Annotated in this window: 1 protein-coding gene and 1 pseudogene; both read right to left on the reverse strand. The window is 50.5% G+C overall.

The annotated features are described in order from the left end of the window. Positions 1–772 (reverse strand): hypothetical protein (locus D5301_RS23935; protein WP_228756508.1); only part of this gene is annotated, 772 nt, incomplete at its 3' end. Continuing rightward, positions 769–1,892: pseudogene (locus D5301_RS23940) on the reverse strand (hypothetical protein); the annotation flags it as partial. The gene D5301_RS23935 and the pseudogene D5301_RS23940, both read right to left, overlap by 4 nt.

Consider the following 1,892-nt stretch of genomic DNA (forward strand, 5'->3'; position numbering starts at 1 on the left):
ATCGGCGAATATGCTCCCAAAGCTGGAGTAGCTCGAAGTCATCGCCCCAGCCCTTGAAGCCAATGTTTACCTCACTAACAACCTTCGCAGGATCGCCTTCACTGCCAAAAACGAGTGTCAATATATATGCCCAACGCGCAGAGCTCATCCCGGGAGTAAACTCAAATATCCTATAGACCCTAGGATGGAGGCGAGCCCAACTGTGCCGCTCAAAGGTCACGGGATGCAATTCAAAAATCCTGAAGAATGACGGCATTCTGGGCACAGAAACCCATACATCTCTAGTTTTTCTATTAAATATAACCGGAAAGTCGGAGGGCATAAGGACCAAACCCCGAAACAAGACACTAAACGTGCTAAATCCGAAGAAGAAGCCGAACAGACCAGCAAATCCAATACCAAGCGCCAATCCAGGCTCCTGAACAAAGCCTTCACCCAGTCTAATAATAAGGTGAGCGCAGTAAACACCAATCAAGATCATGCAGAACGATGGAATGAGCCCGAACCATGCGAGAACGGACAAACTAGAAGCCCCCCTCAATCCACTTACAACCACTCCATTCTCATAGACCGCCAATACTGCATCTGATGAAGAAGGACTCGTATGAACAGACACGCCATCGGTGCCACTAAGTATCCTCCTCGGCTGCGCGACGCCCACTTGGGCTCGCCCCTTACTACGCAGCTTGGCCAACTCAGCATCAAAGAATGGCTCATCCTGCTCCCACTCCCCAATTGCAACATTGCCACTTCTTTTAGAGGAACCAGTCACTCAATCACCATTTTTTCGTGAACAATGACATCTCCACCATCAATGGAGTCTCGCACAATCAATTCCACCATTAATCTTGAGAACCTACCACTCTCAACAAATCCAGATATAGCGAGAGCATCAAGAGACGCATAATCTATTTTACCACCAGACACACCGCGCCCCCAATTCTCTCCGGGCTTACCCTTCTCATCCGTGGTGTACAGAACAACCACCTCTGAACCAGATCCACCTTGGCCGTTCACTTGGACATTAATGCCAAGCCGCTTCCTCACCTGCTCCGCCAGCTTTAGCTTGACTACGAACTCCCTCGTAAAGGTTTCGCCCATATCTTGAGCGGTCATACGCCTCACTGCACTGCCGATGATCACGTCATCCACCGAGGTTAGGTTCTTCCAACTAAAGGAACTTCGGTATTGGGCATCCACCTCTATACCTAGAAGAACTTTATTCAACTCTTGTAGCTCTATCTCATTAGTTGCCCAAGTGGAAGCGAGACCACTGCCCCACACACTTCTCGCCGCCCAATCCTCCATTGGATGCGTCATGAACAAGGACGCAACAAAACCCAGTGCAAATCCTAGAATGATGAAGACGACACCCCATCCAAGCCAGGAAGTAGAAATGCCAAAGCCCTGAATCAACAAAGAGAAGGCGTAGATGCTGAAAGCAACCCCACCCGCAAAGAATGACAGCGCCTGAAGTATGTGCGCAACAAAGACGCCCCGGCCATTCTTTAGATCGTCAGCAGATGCAATGAAGCTCTGCGCCGAATCAATAAACGAGCCAATCGCCGCAAACAGTGCGACTGTCATCTCCAACCGCTTCGCCAGGACCTTCCTCAGAAGATTCTGAGCATACGATTTAGCAACATCAACAAATGCGGAAACAACACCCAATCCCGCCGAAAAGAAACTAAAGATGGCATCCCTGCGCTCCTTCGCCGTGCCTACTTCCATCTTCTTCCATGCCTTGGCAATCTCCATTGCCTGGATGATGCCTGCGCCTGCACTCATCACCGTAGGCGCATCGGCAATTACCTTGGGCGTGGCCGAAGCAAGGCTCATCAGACCACTGGATCCCATGGTAATGGGTGCCGCTGCAACTGCAGCTGCGGCGC

The organism is Stenotrophomonas sp. MH181796, assembly GCF_009659995.1.
GTDB lineage: Bacteria > Pseudomonadota > Gammaproteobacteria > Xanthomonadales > Xanthomonadaceae > Stenotrophomonas > Stenotrophomonas riyadhensis.